Origin of the sequence: Pseudomonas sp. TMW22091, from assembly GCF_022496705.1 — a bacterium.
Classification (GTDB): domain Bacteria; phylum Pseudomonadota; class Gammaproteobacteria; order Pseudomonadales; family Pseudomonadaceae; genus Aquipseudomonas; species Aquipseudomonas saxonica.
The window spans coordinates 1-18,624 of record NZ_SCFI01000007.1; the positions used below are offsets into that span (position 1 = coordinate 1).

At 53.8% G+C, this 18,624-nt stretch carries 15 protein-coding genes; 6 read left to right on the forward strand and 9 right to left on the reverse strand.

The window, feature by feature from the left end; genetic code table 11:
- Window positions 1-365 precede the first annotated feature (365 nt).
- Window positions 366-1,265 carry a threonine/homoserine exporter RhtA gene (gene rhtA, locus EQV93_RS14495; protein ID WP_122781995.1) on the forward strand — a complete coding sequence of 300 codons (900 nt, stop codon included), beginning with the start codon at window positions 366-368 and terminating at the stop codon, window positions 1,263-1,265.
- Window positions 1,266-1,427: 162 nt separating this feature from the next.
- Window positions 1,428-1,709: a hypothetical protein gene (locus EQV93_RS14500; protein WP_122781996.1), complete on the forward strand. Its 282-nt coding sequence runs from the start codon at window positions 1,428-1,430 to the stop codon at window positions 1,707-1,709.
- A gap of 55 nt (window positions 1,710-1,764) precedes the next feature.
- Here EQV93_RS14500 and EQV93_RS14505 read toward each other — a convergent pair whose 3' ends face one another.
- Window positions 1,765-3,585: an aminopeptidase P family protein gene (locus EQV93_RS14505; protein WP_240891797.1), complete on the reverse strand. Its 1,821-nt coding sequence runs from the start codon at window positions 3,583-3,585 to the stop codon at window positions 1,765-1,767.
- Between the two features lie 56 nt (window positions 3,586-3,641).
- Window positions 3,642-4,811, reverse strand: a complete 1,170-nt coding sequence (locus EQV93_RS14510; protein ID WP_146386892.1) for a cysteine desulfurase family protein — start codon at window positions 4,809-4,811, stop codon at window positions 3,642-3,644.
- A gap of 330 nt (window positions 4,812-5,141) precedes the next feature.
- Here EQV93_RS14510 and EQV93_RS14515 point away from each other — a divergent pair, with 330 nt between their 5' ends.
- Window positions 5,142-6,233: a sigma-54 interaction domain-containing protein gene (locus tag EQV93_RS14515; protein ID WP_240891798.1), complete on the forward strand. Its 1,092-nt coding sequence runs from the start codon at window positions 5,142-5,144 to the stop codon at window positions 6,231-6,233.
- 129 nt (window positions 6,234-6,362) lie between these two features.
- Window positions 6,363-7,142, forward strand: a complete 780-nt coding sequence (locus EQV93_RS14520; protein ID WP_122782000.1) for a TSUP family transporter — start codon at window positions 6,363-6,365, stop codon at window positions 7,140-7,142.
- On the opposite strand, the gene nudC is transcribed toward EQV93_RS14520, so the two are convergent.
- From nudC to gnd, 5 genes are all read right to left on the reverse strand, one after another.
- A complete protein-coding gene (gene nudC, locus EQV93_RS14525; RefSeq protein ID WP_146386888.1) occupies window positions 7,110-7,940 on the reverse strand; it encodes an NAD(+) diphosphatase in 831 nt (276 codons plus the stop codon). The two genes, EQV93_RS14520 and nudC, sit on opposite strands and share 33 nt — an antisense overlap.
- A gap of 30 nt (window positions 7,941-7,970) precedes the next feature.
- The gene (locus tag EQV93_RS14530; RefSeq protein WP_240891799.1) at window positions 7,971-8,783 is read right to left on the reverse strand and encodes a crotonase/enoyl-CoA hydratase family protein; all 813 of its coding nucleotides are present in this window, start codon (window positions 8,781-8,783) and stop codon (window positions 7,971-7,973) included.
- Between the two features lie 94 nt (window positions 8,784-8,877).
- Window positions 8,878-9,690, reverse strand: a complete 813-nt coding sequence (locus EQV93_RS14535) for an HAD family hydrolase (protein WP_240891800.1) — start codon at window positions 9,688-9,690, stop codon at window positions 8,878-8,880.
- The gene (gene zwf / locus EQV93_RS14540; RefSeq protein ID WP_240891801.1) at window positions 9,687-11,210 is read right to left on the reverse strand and encodes a glucose-6-phosphate dehydrogenase; all 1,524 of its coding nucleotides are present in this window, start codon (window positions 11,208-11,210) and stop codon (window positions 9,687-9,689) included. Before zwf ends, EQV93_RS14535 begins: the two co-directional genes overlap by 4 nt.
- The gene (gene gnd / locus EQV93_RS14545; protein ID WP_122782004.1) at window positions 11,207-12,187 is read right to left on the reverse strand and encodes a phosphogluconate dehydrogenase (NAD(+)-dependent, decarboxylating); all 981 of its coding nucleotides are present in this window, start codon (window positions 12,185-12,187) and stop codon (window positions 11,207-11,209) included. Before gnd ends, zwf begins: the two co-directional genes overlap by 4 nt.
- Before the next feature lie 288 nt (window positions 12,188-12,475).
- Between gnd and EQV93_RS14550 the strand changes: the two genes are divergently transcribed.
- The gene (locus EQV93_RS14550) at window positions 12,476-12,640 is read left to right on the forward strand and encodes a DUF6026 family protein (protein ID WP_167654287.1); all 165 of its coding nucleotides are present in this window, start codon (window positions 12,476-12,478) and stop codon (window positions 12,638-12,640) included.
- A 186-nt stretch (window positions 12,641-12,826) separates the two neighbouring features.
- Entirely contained in the window at window positions 12,827-14,569 is a 1,743-nt protein-coding gene (locus EQV93_RS14555; RefSeq protein ID WP_122782005.1) for a phosphoethanolamine transferase CptA, read from the forward strand.
- 204 nt (window positions 14,570-14,773) lie between these two features.
- Here EQV93_RS14555 and EQV93_RS14560 read toward each other — a convergent pair whose 3' ends face one another.
- Both EQV93_RS14560 and EQV93_RS14565 read right to left on the reverse strand, forming a co-directional pair.
- Window positions 14,774-15,259 (reverse strand): GNAT family N-acetyltransferase, encoded by a 486-nt coding sequence (locus tag EQV93_RS14560; protein ID WP_122782006.1) that lies wholly within the window; start codon window positions 15,257-15,259, stop codon window positions 14,774-14,776.
- Window positions 15,260-15,372: 113 nt separating this feature from the next.
- A complete protein-coding gene (locus tag EQV93_RS14565) occupies window positions 15,373-18,567 on the reverse strand; it encodes a transporter substrate-binding domain-containing protein (RefSeq protein WP_240891802.1) in 3,195 nt (1,064 codons plus the stop codon).
- Window positions 18,568-18,624: the final 57 nt, after the last annotated feature.

The following is an 18,624-nucleotide window of genomic DNA, read 5'->3' on the forward strand; positions in this document are numbered from 1 at the left end:
ATGTTTTCAAAGTTTCCTCTGTAACATCAACCACTTGCGCTTTCGATCTCTCGTTAGCGGGAGGCGAATTCTACAGCGTTACACGCTGCTGTCAACACCTCATTTCCTGCTTCGATGACTTGAAGCTAGCACCGCCGAAAACCGTATAACTCATTGAATCTCAAGGAGTTTTCCGTTTCGACTGCGCCGGAAGAGGTGCGAATTATAGGCCGTTAGAATTCTGGGTCAAGCACTAATCGAACTTATTAATAGAAGGCCCGCTTTATATAGAAGGACCGCATTTATTGCGCAGTATATTGCACACACCTACCAAGTTAAGCATCATGGTCGGCTTCAAGCACCCTCTCGCTTAGGCACTCTGCGTAATGACAAAGCAACCACATAGCCTTGCCTCTTCCCTGCTGCCCGTTGGCTTGCTTCTCATTGCCATGGCCTCCATACAATCAGGGGCATCACTGGCAAAAAGCATGTTTCCCATCATCGGGGCCCAAGGCACAACTACATTACGGCTCCTTTTTGCCAGCGTCATCATGCTGTTGATACTGCGCCCTTGGAGAGCCAGGCTCACAGCTAAATCACTTAAAACCGTTATTGTTTACGGGATCGCTTTAGGCGGGATGAATTTTCTCTTCTATATGTCACTGCGCACCGTTCCACTTGGCATAGCCGTAGCGCTGGAGTTTACCGGCCCTTTGGCCGTAGCTATTTATGCATCACGCAGACCTATCGATTTCCTCTGGATAGGCTTGGCCATTACAGGGCTTTTGCTGCTTATCCCAACGGGAGCAAGCAATGATGGCATTGACCTGACAGGTGCGGGATATGCCTTGGGCGCAGGAGTATGCTGGGCTTTTTACATCCTCTATGGACAGAAGGCAGGCGCGGATAATGGGGTTCAAACCGCAGCCTTGGGCGTAATGATCGCAGCCCTATTTATCGCCCCTATCGGAATTGCTCACGCGGGCGCCGCCCTATTAACACCGGCCTTGATTCCCATAGCCATAGCCGTAGCAATATTGTCCACCGCTCTGCCTTACACGCTCGAAATGATCGCTCTTACGCGCATGCCTGCGCGCACCTTCGGCACCCTAATGAGTATCGAACCTGCTTTTGGCGCACTTTCTGGTCTTTTGTTTCTGCATGAGATTTTAACGTTCACGCAATGGATAGCTATTTCTTGCATCATCATGGCTTCGGTAGGCGCAACCTTGTCGATGCGCAATCATTCAAAGCCTGTAGTTACCGACAGCTCACCTTCAATTTGATACAGCTCTGGTAATTGACTCTCATTTAAGCGATGTTGGTGCGTTATAAGAGTTGTACAAGGGAGAACTCTGGATCTGGATAAGGACATTCACCTAAAACCATGGACAGATGGTTGGTCGATACCACACCCATGAATCCGACGCATACGCTTAAGGACAGAAATGAAACAAATTTTGATAGCTTTAGCCGTGCTTGCTTTGACCGGCTGCGCTGCAACCTCCGAAACTTCCGTTAAGCACGGCAAACGAGGCATGCATATCAATTGCTCTGGATTGTCCTCATCGTGGAATAAATGCTACGCCGAAGCCGAAAAGTCATGCGGCAAAAAAGGGTACCGGGTCATTGCCAAATCGGGCGACAGCGCTGAAGAACCGGGGGACTATCCTTTTGGTTTGAACCCGGCCGGTTATACCAGCCGGAGCATGATTGTTCTTTGCAAGTAGTCGACTCGTATGCACTGCCGCGCCCGTGGCTGAACTTGTGCGCGGCAGCACAGCATCATACGGTGGCTAAAAGCGGTTGGGTCCGGGCCTGCAACCATTGAAGAGCAGCGCCCTCAAGCAAAGGGCTCAAACGCTCACGCACTTGAGCGTGGTAAGCATCCAGCCACCTCAACTCTTCAACTGCAAGCTGCGACGGCTCGAGACAGCGTGTATCGATCGGACACAGCGTCAGCGTTTCAAAGCGCAGAAAAGCCCCAAACTCTGAAGTATTCGCTTCACGGTTCAATACAAGGTTTTCGATTCGCACCCCCCAACGCCCCGGACGATAGGTTCCCGGCTCGATTGAAGTAATCATCCCCACTTGCATCGCTGTTTGCGGAGCGGCCGCAGCCTGGTAGGCAATGACCTGAGGCCCCTCATGCACGTTCAAAAAGTACCCGACACCATGCCCTGTACCGTGACCGTAATCGACGCTGTCTGCCCAAATCGGTGCTCTGGCTATTGAGTCCAGCAAAGGCGACAAAATGCCTTTGGGAAAATGAGCCCTGGACAAAGCAATGACGCCTTTGAGTACCCTCGTGCAGTCGAGTTTCTGCTCATCCGTGGGAACACCAACAGGGACCATGCGCGTGATATCTGTTGTACCGCCCAGATATTGACCACCCGAGTCGATAAGCAAAAGGCCATCTCCCTCGATCACCGCATGCTCTTGCTCGGTGGCGTGGTAATGAGGCATCGCACCATTAGCATTAAAAGCAGCGATTGTGTTGAAGCTCAAAGATACAAAACCCGGGCGCTTCGCACGGGCAGCGGTCAATCGCTCATCAATAGTCAGCTCGGTAATGCGTTCACGGCCAAGGGCGCTTTCCAGCCAGGCAAAGAATTCGCAAAGGGCGGCGCCGTCTTGCTCCATTGCCTGACGGATATGCTGTGCATCATCAAGACTTTTTTGAGATTTGGCCAAGGTTGTCGGATTCAAACCTTCTATCAGCGTCACATCACTGTGCAGATGACTCAGTAGCCCGCAGGTAACGCGTGCCGGGTCTATCAATAGGCGAGTAGACGGAAGCAGTGCTGCCAATGCGGCCCCTACTTCGCGGTACTCGCGCAGCACAACACCCTGCGTCTCAAGATGCTGTTGCAATGCCCTGCTGACTTTTCGTCCATCCACAAAGATCGTGGCTTGCTCAGACTCAATCAATGCAAACGAAACAAACACCGGATTAAATGAAACATCTGAACCTCGCAGGTTAAACAACCACGCGATGTCATCGAGCGTCGCGATAAAGTGCGCGTCAGCCTTGCGCTCAGCCAGTGTTTTGCGCAGCTGCGCCAGCTTATCTACACGGCTTACTGTCGCCTGCGGTGGCAAGTGTTCATAGACTGGCTTAACCGGCAGCTCAGGACGATCTTCCCAAACCTCATTCAGCAGATCAAAGTCGGTTCGCAGTGAAGCCCCCCGCTCTTTAAGCTTGCTTTCCAAGGTCCGTGCCGAGGCTAGAGCAAGTACGGCCCCATCAACCGCGACGACTGCGCCTTCAGGCGCTTGTTCGGCCAACCACTCCAAAGGGCCCGGCTGGCCCGGCTGTAGCTTGACCAACTCAATGGTGCTACCGGCAAGTTCTTTTGTCGCTTGCTCCCAGTAACGACTGTCTGCCCATAGCCCAGCAAAGGTCGGGGTGACTATTAATGTACCCACTGAACCGAAAAAACCTGACAACCATTGCCGACCCTGCCAATAAGCAGGCAAATATTCCGAAAGATGGGGGTCAGCAGACGGCACCAGCAACGCCTGAATTGCATGGCGGCTCATTAACTCACGTGTGCGCGCCAAACGCTCTAACACCAATCCCGAATTCAACGACTGGGAACTCATACTGTCTCCTGCTCAACACGGCTATTTATTATTCGTTTCGGATAATGGATCAGCCGTCAGGACTGAGCAACCGCCCAAAAAGGAGCTGGCGTGGCAACTGCCGCCTTAATGGCCTGAACCGCGGCATCAATGTCCTGCTCGCGAGTGAAGCGCCCCAGACTCAAGCGAATGGTTCGTGCCGCATCTTCAGCATCAAGGCCTAGTGCAAGCAGCACATGAGACGGCGCTTTGCTGGCCGAGTTACACGCAGAAGTCGCCGAATAGGCCAGGAAAGTACTCAATGCCGAGCTATTGAATTGCCCCTGACTGAACGTCAGGCTCAAAGTGTGAGGGATTCTTTGCGTAGGACAACCGTTACATCGCACTCCCGGAATATCGGCCAACTGCTCCAGCAAACGCTCACGCAAACGGCTGATATGATTGAGGTCTTCCGCAAATGACTCGCTGGCCAGCGCGAAGGCAGCACCCATGCCAGCAATTTGGTGGGTAGCCAGCGTACCGGAACGAAGGCCGAACTCATGCCCGCCCCCATGTATCTGCGCCTGCAAACGAGCCTGTGCTCTCGGCCCCACATATAAAGCACCAATACCCTTGGGCCCATACACCTTGTGACCCGAAAACGACATCAAGTCGACAGCCCAATTCTCCAGATCGATAGCGATCTTGCCTGCACCTTGGGCGGCATCAACATGAAATAACGCACCGTGCTCACGCACTCGCAAACCAATGGCCGGAATGTCATTAACCGTACCCAGTTCGTTATTGACCAACATCAGAGACACCAGCAGCGTATCTTCACGCAAGGCCTCACCGACCTGTTGAACACTGACAAGGCCATTGCTGTCCGGGGCCAGGTACGTCACGTCAAAGCCGGACTGCTCAAGGAAACGCGCAGTATCCAGCACGGCCTTGTGCTCAATTTGACTGGTAATGATGTGCCCGCGCACTTTGCCGCTCGCATGCGCAACACCTTTCAATGCCAGGTTGTTGGATTCTGTGGCTCCAGAAGTCCAGATAATGTGCTCTGGCTGCGCGTTAATCAGTTCAGCGACTTGCTCTCGAGCACGCTCTACCGTGTGGCGGGCCTGTTGGCCAAACACATGGGAGCCAGATGCTGGATTACCAAAATTGCCTTCAAAACCCAGACAATCAACCATCACCTGAATGACACGGGCATCTACAGGTGTGGTGGCGGCGTAATCGAAATAAAGAGGTCGTTTATTCATTTTACAAACCTACTGAGCGCGTTCCGGAACCAGGCAGTGCTTGATACCCGAAAAATGAAGCCACTATAGAAGCGACCATTAGGAATAACCGATTGAGCCAGAGGAATAAAGAGACTGACTTAAGAAATGCCGTAAGAGCTTTCCCAAAATTCCAAACTTTAAAATAATCCACCCTTATAAAGCGCCTTTACCGCTCCCTTCGCAAGTCACATATGCCATAAGGATATATAAATATGGAATTACGTTAGTTTACGGAATATCTAAATAACTTTATAAAGCTGTCTCCGGCTTTCCTTTTGTGGACAGAGCCCCTGCAAAAAGGAGCTTTTAATGCAGCTTTTGACTTTACCTGCAACGCCAGCCCTCGCAACGTCTATCAGAGCCACCGCTCAGGTGTTCGAAGACCCGTCTTCGAAAGCATTACTCACCCATTTGCAGCAAATTGCCCCTAGTGACGCGAGCGTGTTGATCATTGGCGAAACTGGCACCGGCAAAGAGTTGGTTGCACGGCACATCCATCAACTCAGCAACAGGAATCAGCAGCCATTTGTGGCCGTCAACTGCGGCGCCTTCTCCGAGTCGCTTGTCGAAGCCGAGTTGTTTGGCCACGAAAAAGGCGCCTTTACCGGGGCATTGGCAGCCAAGGCCGGATGGTTTGAAGAGGCCAATGGAGGAACCCTGTTTCTGGATGAAATTGGCGACTTGCCCCTCCCCATCCAGGTAAAACTGTTGCGCGTGTTGCAAGAGCAAGAAGTGGTGAGACTGGGCTCTCGCAAAAGCACACCGATCAATGTTCGTGTGCTGGCCGCTACCAACGTCAATCTGGAGCAAGCCATTGATGCAGGGCACTTTCGTGAAGACCTGTATTACAGACTGAATGTTGTGAGCCTGGCGTTACAGCCACTGCGGGAACGGCCGGGAGACATCCTGCCGCTGGCCAGGCACTTCCTCCAGACCTATCGGCAGCGTTTACAACATGGCCCCAAAACGCTGAGCCTGTGCGCTGAAGAGGTGCTCAGGGAACACCCTTGGCAAGGCAATATCCGCGAGCTGGAAAACGTCATACATCACAGCTTGCTTCTGTGCCGCAATCCGACCATCACCGCGAAGGATCTGCGCTTGTCACACTCACGCGGCAGACGATCAGAGCCCGCGATCTTGCCGCAAAGTATCCCGGATACCACGCAGCACTTACTGCAACGCGCCTTTCACAAGCTGTTTGAAGAGGAGCCCGGCGCTTTGCACGAGACAGTTGAGGACAGCCTGCTGCGTGCCGCCTACGAGTTCTGCCATTTCAATCAAGTGCACACGGCAAAACTGCTCGGTTTGAGCCGCAATGTCACACGCACACGCCTGATCAAACTGGGCGCTCTTTCAGTCAACACGCGCCGCGTTGATACACACGCATGCCCGGCGATTTAGCAAGCTCACATTCACAGCGGCAGATAGCAAACGAGGCACACGGTCTATCGCCGCTGCACTGAGTTATCGGTAAGATGGCGTCCTTCCTGCGCGTCAGCGCTGTACGTTCCGTCGAATTAAGCCGATCCCATGCCATTTGAACTCAGCGTAGATGTGACCACCCTCGCCATTCTGGCCGCCGTTGCTTTCGTTGCCGGTTTTATCGATGCCATTGCCGGGGGCGGTGGCTTGCTCACCACACCCGCACTGCTCACTGCCGGCCTGCCGCCCCATCTGGTACTGGGCACCAACAAGCTCAGTTCAACGTTCGGTGCCGCTACTGCCAGCCTAACGTTTTACCGACGCAAACTGTTCCACCCAAGGGAGTGGAAACTGGCGATTTTCGGGACCCTTGCAGGCGCATTGATTGGTGCGGTTGTCGCCCATTACATGCCCGCCGAATGGCTCAATAAAATGCTGCCGGTGATTGTCTTTGGCTGCGGACTGTACCTGTTGTTTGGTGGCACACCGAAAACCCCGATCGACAACGACGCACCGATCAAAAAGAAATGGCAACTGCCGCAAGGCTTCAGCCTGGGGTTTTATGATGGCGTGGCAGGCCCGGGGACGGGTGCATTCTGGACCGTCAGCAGCATGCTGATGTACCCGATTGATCTGGTGAAAGCCAGCGGTGTCGCCCGCAGCATGAACTTCGTCAGCAACATTGCCGCATTGACCGTGTTTATCATCGCCGGACATGTGGACTGGGTGATAGGCCTGACCATGGGGTTTGCCGTCATGGTTGGCGCTTTTTTTGGCGCACGCAGCGCGATCAGTGGCGGCGCCAAATTCATTCGCCCGGTATTTATCACCGTCGTATTGGGATTGACCGTACGGCTAGCTTGGCAGCACTGGTTCGGCATGGCCTAAGCGGCGCGCCACATACAAGTCGATAAGGTAGCGCGCGATTGAGCGCGACGCGGGCAACGGCGGCAAGTGGTGCACATTGAACCACTGCGCATCCTCTATCTCATCGGCTTGAGGCACGATGTCGCCGCCTGCATATTCAGCATGAAAGCCCAGCATCATGGAGTGCGGGAACGGCCAGCACTGACTGCCTACATACTGGATATTCTTGACCTCCAGCTGCACCTCCTCGCGCACTTCACGAATCAGGCACTCCTCGGCAGACTCACCCGGCTCGGCAAACCCCGCCAACGTGCTGTACACGCCCGGCACGAAGCGTGGCGAGCGCGCCAGCAACACTTCATCGCCACGGGTGATCAGCACAATCATACTGGGCGAAATACGCGGATAACTGCGTAAGTCGCAAGCCGCGCAGTACATGGCACGCTCCAGCGGAACTTGAGTCATTGCCTGGCCGCAGCTGCCACAAAACCGATGTTCACGCGACCACGTGCCAATCTGCGCCGCATAGCCCAGCACCTTATAAAGGGTGTGATCACCCTCAAGCATAAATACCCGCAAACCCTGCCAACGACACCCTTCAACCTGTGCCTGCCCTTCCAGCTCCAACAGGTACACAGGTTCGCCGTCCAGATACCCGATGCCGTGCTCGGCCAATACGGGCAGCGCCTGACGCTTGAGCCACTCACGCGCAAAGAGCGGCCCGTTGTCATCCAGCAAAAAACCGTCAGGGCCGCGCACCACTGCCAAGCCGCCAGGTTGCTTTGTATCCAATACTGCCGTGGTCCAACGCGGTGTCATCAAAGGATCCTTGGTCAGGGTGAAAAAATATCAATCCAGAAATTCAGGTTTTTGCTTGGTCATATGCGCCGTCATCGCCAAGCGCAGGTCGTTGGACTGGAGCATGGCTGCGTTCCAGGTCGCTACATACTCCAGGCCATCGTCAACCCGATGATCGCGCATATAGCTGATCATCTGCTTGGTCCCGGCGATGGCAATCGGTGATTTGCCGGCAATCTCCTGTGCAATCGCCATAACCCCGTCGAGCAAGGTCTGTTTATCCGCGAAAACCCGGTTGACCAGACCTATTGCTCGGGCCTCATCAGCAGCAACCATGCGCCCGGTATACGCCAGCTCACGCAGCATACCGTCCCCGATAATGCGTGGTAGGCGTTGCAGGGTGCCGACATCAGCCGCCATACCCATGTCAATTTCCTTGATCGAGAATTGCGCATCTTCAGCGGCATACCGCATGTCGCACGCAGCGATCAGATCGATGGCTCCACCCAGGCAATACCCCTGAATAGCCGCCAGAACAGGCTTTTGGCATTGATCGACAGCGTTGAAAGACGCTTGCATGCGCAGAATTTTGCGTCGTAGCAGCCGCGCGTTACGGCCCACATCTTTGCCCATCTCATTGGCAACAGAGGCAAGTAACATCAGATCAATACCGGCCGAAAAGTGTTTGCCCGCACCGCTGAGCACCACCACTCGCACGGCGTCAATCTCATCGGCCCACTGAAAAATCTCAACGATTTCGGTCCAGAATGCCGCATTCATCGCATTGATCTTTTCAGGGCGATTGATCTGTACATGGGCAATATTGCCCTTTAACTCAACCTGAAAAGCCTGGTAATCGGACATAACCTGAATCCTTTTTGGAGTGCTGCAGCCGGTCAATTAAACGCGGACTATAACAAGCACTGCCGGGGTCAAGCAGGCCGTGATTACGCCAAAACTAGAGAATAAAACGGTCAATGGCCTGCGCAACGCCATCCTCCAGGTTAGTGCCGGTCACCACGTGCGCCTGCGCCCTGACCTCCTCAGGAGCCTGGCCCATAGCTATCGAAAGGCCGGCACGATGAAACATGGCAGGATCATTGCCACCATCACCAATGGCCGCCGTGCGCGACAACGGCACGTTCAAAAACTCGGCAAGTGTCACGAGGGCATTGCCCTTGTTGGCTTGAAGTGCGGTGATATCGAGATAGCGCGCCTGTGAGCGACTGGCCACTGCCAAACCATTCAACAAAGGCTGCAAGCGCTGCTCAAGGTCCATCAATAACGGTGCGTCACTGCAGGTTGCAACGATTTTGTGTACCTGATGCAGATAAGGTTCGAAGCTCTCCACCACCTGAGGTGCATAGCCCAACCCCTCTTGCTCATGGGCCACCATTTCGCCGTGTGGGTCACGCAACAGCCACTGGTCATCGACGAACAGCCAGACTTCTACCTTGTGCTCAGCCAGAAGATCCAGTGTTTTACGTACGGCATCCGGATGGACATGATGGGATTGCAAATAGTCGCCCTGAGGGTTGACCAGCAAACCACCATTGAACCCCGCGAAGGGCAGTTTAATGTCTAACTGACTGATGATTTCGCGCATAGCCCTGGGAGGCCGTCCGGACGCCAGGGTGAAGTAAATACCAGCGGCTTGAAGTGATTTGACTGCCTCACTATTTCGCGAGCTGAGCGTATGATCAGGCAAAAGCAGCGTGCCATCCATGTCACACAACACCAGCTCAATTGCGTCTTTCTTCACGTCTTTCATCCTATTTTCAGCCACACGCGGCCATCACGGGCAAGCAACTCCTTGGCCGCCTGCGGGCCATCCTCGCCAGCCTTGTACGGGTATACCTCGGTGTGTTTACGCCAGGCATCCAGAAACGGCTGAACACCGCGCCAGCCATTTTCGATGTTGTCAGCGCGCTGAAACAGGGTCTGGTCGCCGATTAGACAGTCGTAAATCAACGTCTCATAGCCGGTAGAAGGCTGTACCTCAAAGAAGTCCTTGTAGGCAAAGCCCAATTCGACATTGGCCATTTTCAGACCCGGCCCCGGACGTTTGGCTTGAAGGTCAAACCACATTCCTTCGTTGGGTTGAATCTGGATACGCAAATAGTTGGGCTGCAACCGCTCGACTTCAGTGTCACGGAACTGGGCATAAGGCGCAGGTTTAAAGCAGATCGCGATTTCGGTATCGCGAGCACTCATGCGCTTGCCGGTGCGAAGGTAAAACGGCACACCCACCCACCGCCAGTTATCGATCATCACTTTGAGCGCAACGTAGGTCTCGGTTGTGCTGTCGGGGTCAACGTTATTTTCTTCGCGATAACCCGCAACCGGCTTGCCGCCCGATTCACCCGCGGTGTATTGCCCACGCACCGAATTTTTCAGCGCATCCTCTTTTGACCACGGACGAATCGCACCAATCACTTTGGCCTTTTCACCGCGCACCGCATCTGCGCCAAAGGCGGCTGGTGGCTCCATCGCTACCATCGCCAGTAACTGAAACAGATGGTTGGGCAGCATGTCGCGCAAAGCGCCCGTATGTTCGTAAAAACTGCCACGTGTCTCGACACCGACGGTTTCTGCCGCCGTAATCTGCACATGGTCAATGTAATGATTGTTCCAGAAAGCTTCGAAAAGCCCGTTGGAGAAACGACTGACCAAAATGTTCTGGACTGTTTCCTTGCCCAGATAGTGGTCAATTCGATAGATCTGCTTCTCACTCATCACGGTCAGCAAGCAAGCGTTCAATGCTTGAGCCGACTCAAGATCCGAGCCAAAAGGTTTTTCAATGACTACCCGGCGAAACCCATTCGGGCTTTCCTTGAGCAATCCGCTGGCGCCAAGCCGCTGCACGACCTCACTGAAAAAGCGCGGTGCAGTGGCCAGGTAAAACACCGCATTGCCGGTGCCGCTGGCATTGATTTTCTCTTCCAGCGCTTTATAAGTGCTGTCATCCAGAAAATCGCCTTGAACATAGCTGATGTTTTTCGCCAGCGAAGCCCATAACTCGGGGTTTAAACCCTGGCCGTCAGGATGATCCACTTTGCTGGAGGCCTCATTGCGAATGAAGTCCTCCAACTTTTGGGCGAAGCCTTCATCACTGATTGCATTGTGGTCAACGCCCACAATGCGCAGACCATCGTCCAGCAAACCGTCCCGACTCAAGTTGTAGAGCGCTGGCATCAGCAGGCGCTTTACGAGGTCGCCGTGGGCACCAAACAAAAACAGTGTGGTGGGCGGCGCAGGGTGGGAATCGGACTTGCTGGACTGATCAATCATTTTTTAGACGTCTCCACGTGGCCACCGAAACCAAAGCGCATGGCCGACAGCATTTTGTCGCCATAGAGGCTTTGCTGACGTGAACTGTAGCGGGCAAACAAGGCTTGCGACAGTACAGGTACCGGAGTCGATTGCTCCATTGCAGCTTCAATAGTCCAACGGCCTTCACCGCTGTCTGCAACGGCGCCCGAGTAGCCATCCAATGCTTCGTCAGTAGCCAGAGCATCGGCGGTCAGGTCGAGCAACCAGGACGACACGACGCTGCCGCGACGCCATACCTCGGCGATATCACCCAGGTTGAGGTCAAAGCGCTGATCTTCGGGCAGGTTTTCACCGCCCTTCATTTTCATCAGGTTGAAGCCTTCGGCATACGCCTGCATCAAACCGTACTCGATACCGTTGTGAACCATTTTCACAAAGTGCCCTGCGCCTGCAGGGCCGGCGTGGATGTAGCCACGCTCAGCACGGTCGTCATCTGACTTGCGGTCTTTAGTGCGAGGAATGTCGCCCATGCCCGGTGCCAGCGCTGCAAACAATGGGTCCAGGTGTTTTACCACCTCGGTATCACCGCCGATCATCATGCAATAACCGCGTTCCAGCCCCCACACGCCACCGGACGTTCCGACATCGACGTACTGGATGCCTTTTGCAGACAACGATTGCGCACGACGAATATCGTCTTTGTAAAAAGTGTTACCGCCATCGATGATGATGTCATCCGCGTCAAGCATCTGGCTCAACGCCTCGATGGTGTCTTCGGTGGGTGCACCTGAAGGTAGCATCACCCACACTGCACGCGGTTTGGACAGGCCGTCGACCATCGCTTGCAGGTCGGCAACAGCGGTTGCGCCTTCCTTTTCCAGCGTGTTGACGAAGTCGGTATTGCGGTCAAAAACCACGGTTGTATGCCCATTGAGCATCAGACGCCGTGCGATGTTACCGCCCATACGGCCCAATCCAATAATTCCCAACTGCATGTACTGTTGCTCCCAACGACAAATAAATAGGTGTGCAGCACCTTACTGCAGCATTGCTTAAGGTGCCCGGCTTGGATTAGTCCTAGCGCATGGTGCGTAGTTTCGCACAAGCAGCCACTCAGATTCGCGATTCAATGCGTCCAAAAGACGAACGAACGTGCGCAGACAGCAAAAAATATAAAAGTTCCCTTCGCAAGCAAAAGAAATCAGAATTGGCGCTGACAGTGATCCACGACCCTAAATGGGTCGTTCGGGTACTTGATGAAGACACCAAGGGCTTAACGAACCATGAACACCGTATTGTCTGCACGACCTGCACAAACGCTGTATGTCACCATCCGCCGCGATGAACTGCGCCAGCTCAAAGACGAGCGAGCGCAACTGCAACTTCAGGTCGAACAGCTGCGCCAGCAGCTACTCATCGCCCAGTCAGGTTTAACGCCTTTGCGTTAAAGGCCTTATCGCCTGCACCTCAGGCGTGGCCCGCTGCTATTTTTTGCGTCATCTCACTACAAAGTTTTCACATGGCCTTGGCAATAATGAAACACTTTGCGGCTGCTCATCATCGAAGCAGCCCTCATGTGTTGTGCCGGGCTATTCGGCATTAACAATTCAAGTTGTTATCAGCTGGAGCGCTGTATGGGGATGTTCAAACGCAGTCAAACGTCTGCGAAAGGTTTCGATTGGGCCGGGTTGGGCTGGCTGTTTCTGTTCTTCTGGTATTTTTCCGGCATCACCCAACTGCTTATCCAGCTGACAGGCACTTCCGGGTTTTCAGGCTTTCGCCAAGCGTTCATCATGAGCGCCGTCTGGCTGGCCCCGATGCTGATGTTCCCCAAATACACCCGCACAATGGCTGCCGTAATTGGCGTCGTGCTGTGGGCATGCTCCATGGCCAGCCTCGGTTACTTCTTCATTTATCAGCAAGAGTTCTCGCAGAGCGTCATCTTCATCATGTTCGAATCGAACATCTCTGAAGCGGGCGAGTACATGACGCAGTACTTCGCGTGGTGGATGGTTCTGGCGTTTCTTGCGCATACCGCTTTTGCAATCTTCCTGTGGACCCGCCTGCGCCCTGTTTACATGCCCCGCCCGCAAGCCTGGGCCGCAGCCATCGCCTTGCTGGTCGCGATTGTGGGCTACCCGATCATCAAACAGACGATTAAGCACGACACAATGGCAGCCGCCATGGAAAGCTTCGAAAGCCGTGTAGAGCCTGCTGTTCCTTGGCAAATGGTCGTCGCTTATCGCCGTTATCTTGAGCAACTGGACAACATGCAAGGCATGCTGGCCACTGCCAGCAAGATCCCGCCCCTGACAAACCTCAAGGACAACGAGGCCGGCAAGCCCGCCACACTCGTGCTGGTAATTGGTGAATCCACTAACCGGCAACGCATGAGCCTCTACGGCTATCCTCGAAAAACCACGCCCAATCTCGACAAATTGCGTGATCAACTGGCTATTTTCGACAACGTTGTAACGCCACGCCCCTACACCATCGAAGCGCTGCAACAAGTGCTCACCTTTGCTGACGAAGAGAACCCTGACCTTTACCTCAGCACGCCGTCACTGATCAGCGTCATGAAGCAAGCGGGTTACAAAACCTTTTGGGTGACTAACCAGCAAACCATGACCAAGCGCAATACCATGCTCACCACATTCTCGGAACAGGCAGACGAACAGGTTTACCTGAACAACAACCGTAACCAGAATGCGCGGCAATACGACGGTGACGTGATTGAGCCGTTCAACAAGATCCTGGCCGATTCTGCCCCACGCAAATTGATCGTGATTCACCTGCTGGGTACTCACATGAGCTACCAGTACCGCTACCCTGCGACCTTTGACACGTTCACCGATCGAACAGGCGTACCCGCAGGGCTGACCGATGATCAGGTGCCCACGTACAACAGCTACGACAACGCTGTTTTGTATAACGACTTTGTTGTTTCCAGCCTGATCAAGGACTTTGCCAAAACCGATCCGAATGGCTTTCTGCTGTATCTGTCCGACCACGGCGAAGACGTATTCGACTCGGTGGGCCACAAAACCTTGGGCCGTAATGAGGCCAAGCCGACCGCTCCGATGTACACCATTCCATTTATGGTCTGGGCTTCACCTAAATGGCGTGAGGATCATGCGTGGAACTTCACCAGCGATCTTGACCGCCCTTACAGCAGCTCGCAGTTCATTCACACCTGGGCTGACCTGGCGGGCTTGAGCGCCGACGAGCTGGACGACAAGAAGAGTCTGGTCAGCGATCAATTTGTCGCTCGCCCACTGTTGATTGGTGACCCCTACATGCGTCCGCAGAAGGCTTTGATCGACTTCAGCCTGATCAAACCCAAGCATCCGGCTCCAGGCGAAGTAGCCAAGCAGTAAAACTGCTGCGGGAGAAACACCCGGAATCGAGCATTATTTGTTTGATTGGCCAGTGCCCTGGTCATGGTCATGACGTTATCAATAACTTCATGACCATGACCAAGGACACATCTCAAGCCCTGAGTGAGACCAAAACTGCTTGCTGCGTGCAGATTTGATGGGCAACGCCATCAAAACCTACGACTCTCGCAAACACAGGTAACCCTATAAATACTTGTTCCAGAACAACATCCGCCCGTGTGCCGGATCGAGTTGCCCCTCACTAAAGCCGAATTTGCGATAAGAGCCTTGAGCGACCGGATTACCCTCCAACACCTCAAGGGTGATCTTGCAACATCCGCGCTCACGAGCGATGTCCTCAACCTTGAGCAGCATCTTCTGACTCAGCCCCAAGCCGCGAAACGTGTTAACCACCGACACGTCGTGCACGTTGACCAAAGGCTTGCCAGCAAAGGTTGAAAAACCTTCAAAACAATTCACCAGACCTGCAGCTTTACCACCAACAAACGCCAGCACGCTGAAAGCATGAGGACGCTTGGCCAACTCACCCGGTAGATGCTCAAGCACCTCTTGCGACAAGGCCTCACCACCCCCCATCGGGTCTTTGGCGTAGTGATTCAGTACATCTCTCAGCGCTTGGGCATGAATCGGATTTTTATAGTCTGCTTGCACTACCACGACTTCGGACATTGCTCGTTTTCCTCAACCACACAGGTCATTGGTGCCCATTTGTGACAACGCCAGACATTAGCGCGAGCACAGCGAGACAAACAAGACGTCGTGTCAAAACAGGCGGTTGAGCATCACTGGTGCAGCCCACTGCCCTGTTCGTAATGCTCCAGCACGTCCCCCAGTTGCTCCAAGAAAAGGTGTAACGAGTCGACATTCGCTGTAATCAGGGGTAAGTCCCCCAACCTGCAAGCTGCCTCAAGCTTCTCACAGCAGGTAAACAGCGCCTTTGATCTAATCATTCCGGCCATCCCCTTTACGGTGTGAGCTAACGTCATCAACCCCTCAAAATCGTCATTCACGAATAGCTCAATCAGTCGTTTCAAGTCTTGACGGTTACTGGCAGCCAGCTCACTTATCAGGTTTTTCACAACGGCATCATTTCCCTGACTTAGCTGCTTGAGATAAGTCAGGTCAATTCCATTGGCAGGACCCGGTAATGTCGCGTCATCAAATTCTTCGCTGGAGTGCTCGGGCATTGCGCACGCCAGAGAAACACTTAAATCCTTGAGGCTGATGGGCTTGAACAAGCACTGATCCATCCCGGCCTCGCGACAGCGTTCGACTTCTTCAGGTTGAGCATTGGCCGTAAAACCAAAAATCTGCGACGGTTGCAGGCCGGACGCGCGCTCTTCGGCGCGTACGCTCCGAGCCAGCTCATAACCGTTCATGACCGGCATGTTGCAGTCGGTGATGACCACATCGAAATCATCCGCACGCCATTTACTCAAGCCCATTGCACCGTTTTCAGCGTCAGTCACGCGGTGCCCCAGGTACGTTAACTGCTGGGCCAATAGCAGGCGGTTGGCTGGATAATCGTCCACCACCAAAATGTTCAGCGCACGGGAGTTTGCCCAAGGATTTTGTTCGTCAACATCGCTGGACGCTTCAGGCACAAGCCGTGGCACCTCCAGCATGACCTCGACCTGAGTGCCCTCCCCCAGCGTACTCACAAGAGTCAACCTGCCGCCCATCATTTCGCAGAGTGTACGGCTGATCACCAACCCCAACCCCGAACCACTTCGCGCCGACTGAGTGTTGTTGCTGGCCTGAACAAACGGGCTGAACAAACGCTGTTGATCTTCCTGTGAAATGCCCATCCCGGTGTCTTCAACGCGCAAGCAGATCGACACATTCGGTTCATCGGGGGCGTGCGTCATGACCACTGACAGACGAACCTCGCCCGTGTCGGTGAACTTGATGGCGTTGCTCAATAGATTTGAAACTATTTGTTTGAAACGCATGGGATCAAGCAATACATCTGGTGCCGTCAAGGTAGAACGCAGATCACACTCCAGACTCAGACGCTTCTCACGGGCCAGCCCATCGAACATCCGTACCACAGACTCCACAAGCGTCTGAACATTGGCGCGCTTGGGACTTAATGACAAATGCCCGGACTCAATGCGCGCAATGTCTAAAATATCGCCAATCAAATCCAGCAGCTCGCGGGCTGAGCCCGATGCCACTTCAATTGCAAAACGATCTACAACACCTTCCTCGGCCTTTTTCATGGCCAACTCAAGCATGCCAATCACCGCATTCATCGGCGTGCGAATCTCATGACTCATGGTCGCCAGAAAGGTTGTTTTAGCCCGATTGGCCTCATCGGCACTTTGCTTGGCGATTTGTAATTGCTCCAATAAATGCTGGCGCTTTGCAATCGTTCGCCGCAAGTAGGCAATCCATCCCAAAGCGAACAGCAGCAGGGCTGCGGCAATGGCGAACCCCTGAACAATGGCGCTACGGTTTCGTAACCAATAGCTCTGCTCCTGCGTGTCATCGCGCCAGCGGCTGGTCAGCACACTCATTTCTTCTGGCGTAATGCTCAGCAGCGCCTTATCAAGAATCGAATTCAACAGCGGCACCTGGGGCGAGGTGGCAAAACCAATTTGAGCAGGCTGGGTACCCACTGTACTGGTGATCTGCAACTGCTCGCTGAAACGCCGGGAAATCATGTAACGCGCACTGATCAGCGCATTGACGGCAGCATCCGCCTTGCCCTGCGCCACCATGTCCATGGCCTGGGCTGCATTATCGGCCTCCAACAGTTGAATACGCGGATAATGCTCGCGGATAAACGCCTGCAACACATTTCCTTTGACCAACACCAATCGCTGACCGTCCATGTCATCCAAAGTCGCCGAGCTGGACGGGTGTTTACGTGTGACCAGCACAAAGGGTGTGGTGAGATAAGGACGGGTAAAGTGCAGATGGTTTTCACGATGGCTGCTGGGGGTAAAGGCACCTACCAAATCGGCGTCTGAACTGCCTACCTGTTTAATCATGTCCTCAACGGTGACGGCTTTCACTGCATCGAATGTGAGGCCTGTGAGGGTGCTGATTTTGTTCAGCACATCGGCACTGACGCCCTTGAAAACACCTTGCTCATCAAAAAAAGACAAGGGCAAGTATTGATCGTTAATCACCACGCTCAGACGCGGATGCGCTTCGATCCAGCGGCGCTCCTCGGGTGTCAGGTTCAATTGGGCATGGGTATTGACTTGCGGCCCTTCAGAACTCCAGCGACGCACAATCGTCATCCGCTCACTGGGCGGTATCGCCGCCAGTGCAGCATTAACAATCCGCAGCAATCGCTCATTGGGGCGCGATACGGCAAATGAGAAATGACTGACGTCAATACGCGAGAAGTCAGCCAATTGCACATTGTTGAGATAGTTTTTGTTGATCAGGTAACTGGCACTGATGAAATCCCCCAGATAGGCATCCGCCTGACCGAAAGCGACCGCGCCGATTGCACTTAATGTTGAGGAGTACAGCTTCAAGGTGGCTTTAGGGTAAAAAGCTCTGACGGTCGTCGGGGGTAAATAGTGATCAAGCATTGCCAAACGCTTGCCTGCCAGATCGATCGGTAACACCTCTCGATTATTACTGCGGGTCACTAACGTGGGCGAATCATCGGCATAGGCAAGCGACAGTTTCAACCTGGGGTCTTGTGCCTCAAAAGCGTTGGCGCTACTGAGAAAATCGAGTTCACCACGCTTCAGTGCATCCATTGCCAAGGGTCTGGAAGCGTACCGTCTGACCTCAATTTTTACCTGTAGCATCTCGGACAGGAGCCGCGCGTAATCCGCGGTCAGGCCTTCAAAGTCTTGCCCGTTGGCCGTTATGTCGAACGGTGCGTAATCGGGTGCGGACACCCCCAAATACAACGTTCCTTTTTGCCTTATCCATTGCCAGTCAGCAGGCTCAAGTACCACGCCATAGGCTTCAACACTTGAGCGCCCCAACAGTTTCAGGTGCTGCACCGGTGACTCAGAGTAAGCGTTCTGTTGCCCCAACAAGAGCAACAGCCCGAATACTAT